This window comes from Amycolatopsis sp. NPDC104819, from assembly GCF_055583145.1.
Genome location: NZ_JBVJON010000021.1, coordinates 1 through 2,963 on the forward strand (window position 1 = coordinate 1; position 2,963 = coordinate 2,963).

Here is a 2,963-nt window from a genome sequence, read left to right on the forward strand (position 1 = left end):
CGCCTGTCTCACAGCCACCATCGACGTCACCGTCACCAACGCCGCCACCAGCCTCTTGACACGACTCACCCCAACCTAACTGCCCGGCCTTGCCCATTAGGGACGTCTGGCGTCCCCAATGGGTCATTCGCGACAGCAGGCGAGCGGCGGGCGGGTTGGGCGGGCGAGCAGGCGGGCGGCGGCGGGTGAGTGGTGCCGGGGACGAGCGGGCGGCCGGCCCGCGAGCAAGCGGCCGGGCCCCGGACAGCAAAAAGCCGGGTAGGCCACTCGGCCCACCCGGCTTCTCGAAACCAGCTCAGTTCGGGATCGGCTCGCCCGGCTTCAGCCGCGGCTTCGGCACCCGCAGCTTCCGGATCTGGGACGCCCGCACGAACGCGTACCACCCGATCGACCGGCCGCTGATCGCCTCCTTCGGGAACTTCTCCCGGGCCAGCTTCGCGATCTTGCGGCCGTTCACGAAGCCCTCGATCGCCATCACCAGCAGCAGCGCCGTGCACAGCAGCGTGATGTACGACTGCACCTGGGGCAGCGGCACCAGCAGCGCCAGGAACACCAGGATCGCCAGCGGCATGAACAGGCCGAGCAGGTTGCGCCGGGTGTCGACCAGGTCGCGGACGTACGCCTTGACCGGCCCGCGGTCGCGCGGGAGCAGGTACTTGTCGTCGCCTGCCATCATGCGGTCGCGGCGGACCTTGGCCGCCGCGCGGCGGTCTTCCTTGCTCTGGGGGTTGGCTTTGCGCAGTTCCTTGTTGCGCTTCATCGCCTCGCGCATGGTGGTCGGCGGCGGCGCCACCGGGCCGCGCCGCTTCGCCTCCGCGTCACGGCGCTTCGGCGTAGCCTTGCCCTTACCGGGCGTGAACGACTTGCCGCTGACGTCGACGGCTTCGCCCGCCTCCGGCTCGTCGGCGGCGGTGTCTGTGGTGCTTCGGCGCAGGAACCTCACCTCACCAGGGTATTGCAGGCGTCACGCCGCCGTTCACCAGGTCGATCGATGTGCGACCATGGTGGGGGAACAGATCGGACGCTCCGGGTGTTGAGAACGTCAGCACGAGGAGTATCCGCAGCGAGTTCGAACTAGAGGGAGTGCCATGACGACCGCTGAGCACGCCGGCGCGACGCAGGCCGAGACCGCCGAGGAGACCCACGGCGTCACGTTGACCGACGCCGCGGCCGCCAAGGCGAAGGCCCTGCTCGAGCAGGAGGGCCGCGACGACATGCACCTGCGTATCGCCGTCCAGCCCGGTGGCTGCGCGGGCCTGCGCTACCAGCTGTTCTTCGACGAGCGCACGCTCGACGGTGACCTGTTCCGCGACTTCGACGGCCTCAAGGTCGCCGTCGACCGGATGAGCTCGCCGTACGTGTCGGAAGCCGTCATCGACTTCGTGGACACGATCGAGAAGCAGGGCTTCACGATCGACAACCCGAACGCCACCGGCTCCTGCGCCTGCGGCGACTCGTTCCACTGAGTCTCCGCTGACCGGCAGCACGACGAGAGAAGGCCCCGCCTCCGTTCGGAGGGCGGGGCCTTCTTCGTTCCGGGGGTCTCACACGTAGGCGTCGAGCTCCGCGACCTGCGCGTGGCATGCCTCGTCGACTTCCCACGGCTCGGCCGTGACGCGGGGCAGCGGCAGGCTCCTGGCCTGCAGCGTGGCCGGGATCAGCGCGCAGTCGGCGATCAGCTCGGACAGGGTCTCGGGTTCGGTGACGGCGTTCACGATTCGTAACGCTATTGATCCGTCCGCGACTGGAGAAGCGGTACCAGCCGGTAGTGTCGGGTGGGCGTGCGCGAACTACCCGGATGGGTCATGACCCGGGGGTAACTTCGCGCCTTTTGCCGTGAGGTCAACCACAAAGGAGCAGCCGGTGGCAGACAGGGCCAGGATCGCGGTGTCCGGCAGTATCGCAACCGACCACCTCATGCATTTCCCGGGCAGGTTCGCGGAGCAGCTGGTCGCGGAGCAGCTGCACCGGGTGTCGCTGAGCTTCCTCGCCGACGACCTCGTGGTCCGGCGCGGCGGCATCGGCGCGAACATCGCGTTCGGTCTCGGGGTGCTCGGCGTGCGGCCGGTCCTCGTGGGCGCCGTCGGCGCGGACTTCGCCGACTACCGCTCCTGGCTGGAGCGGCACGGCGTCGACACGTCCGGGGTCCACGTGTCCGAGGTCGCGCACACCGCGCGCTTCGTGTGCACCACCGACGAGGACCTCTGCCAGATCGCGACGTTCTACGCGGGCGCGATGGCGGAGTCCCGCAACATCGAGCTGCAGCCGATCGCCGAGCGCGCCGGCGAGCTGAGCCTCGTGCTGATCAGCCCGGACGACCCGGAGGGCATGGTCCGCCACGCCGAGGAGTGCCGCCAGCGCGGGTACTCCTTCGCCGTCGACCCGTCGCAGCAGCTGGCGCGGATGAGCGGCGAGCAGGCGCGTGACTTCGTCGCCGGCGCGAAGTACCTGTTCAGCAACGACTACGAGTGGGAGCTGCTGCTCCAGAAGACCGGCTGGACCGAGGCCGACGTCCTCGACCAGGTCGGCGTCCGCATCACGACGCTGGGGGAGAAGGGCGTCGAGATCGTCGGCAAGGACGGCGTCGCCCTGCAGATCGGCGCGGTGCCCGAGCGCGCCAAGGCCGACCCGACCGGCGTCGGCGACGGCTTCCGCGCGGGCTTCCTGGCCGGGCTCGACGGCGGTCTCAACGTCGAACGCGCCGCCCAGCTCGGTTCGCTGATCGCGGTGCTGGTGCTGGAGACGGTCGGCACGCAGGAGTGGACGCTCGACCGCGCCGACGCCCTGGCCCGCATCGGCGAGGCCTTCGGCCCGGAGGCGGCCACCGAGATCTCGGCGGTCCTGCCCGCCTGACCCCCCGCCGGGGGGGGGGGGGGGGGGGGGGGGGGGGGGGGGGGAGAAAAAAAAAAAAAAAAAAGGCAAGAAAAGGAAGGGGGAGGAGGGGCAGGGGTGGGGGGGGTTGA

Annotated in this window: 4 protein-coding genes; 2 read left to right on the forward strand and 2 right to left on the reverse strand. The window is 70.0% G+C overall.

Translation table 11 applies throughout. The annotated features are described in order from the left end of the window. Positions 1–295: 295 nt before the first annotated feature. Complete coding sequence (locus ACZ63E_RS42630; protein WP_465342016.1) at positions 296–943, reverse strand: DUF3043 domain-containing protein; 648 nt, start codon at positions 941–943, stop codon at positions 296–298. A 145-nt stretch (positions 944–1,088) separates the two neighbouring features. Between ACZ63E_RS42630 and ACZ63E_RS42635 the strand changes: the two genes are divergently transcribed. Continuing rightward, positions 1,089–1,466, forward strand: coding sequence for a HesB/IscA family protein (locus tag ACZ63E_RS42635; RefSeq protein ID WP_465308166.1), 378 nt, complete (start codon positions 1,089–1,091; stop codon positions 1,464–1,466). A 78-nt stretch (positions 1,467–1,544) separates the two neighbouring features. On the opposite strand, the gene ACZ63E_RS42640 is transcribed toward ACZ63E_RS42635, so the two are convergent. Continuing rightward, positions 1,545–1,715: a hypothetical protein gene (locus ACZ63E_RS42640; RefSeq protein ID WP_465308164.1), complete on the reverse strand. Its 171-nt coding sequence runs from the start codon at positions 1,713–1,715 to the stop codon at positions 1,545–1,547. 148 nt (positions 1,716–1,863) lie between these two features. Here ACZ63E_RS42640 and ACZ63E_RS42645 point away from each other — a divergent pair, with 148 nt between their 5' ends. Next, entirely contained in the window at positions 1,864–2,853 is a 990-nt protein-coding gene (locus ACZ63E_RS42645) for a carbohydrate kinase family protein (RefSeq protein ID WP_465342018.1), read from the forward strand. Positions 2,854–2,963: the final 110 nt, after the last annotated feature.

Coding starts and splice junctions, on each gene's coding strand:
- ACZ63E_RS42635 (WP_465308166.1), top strand. CDS start 1,089: ATGACGACCGCTGAGCACGCCGGCGCGACGCAGGCCGAGACCGCCGAG.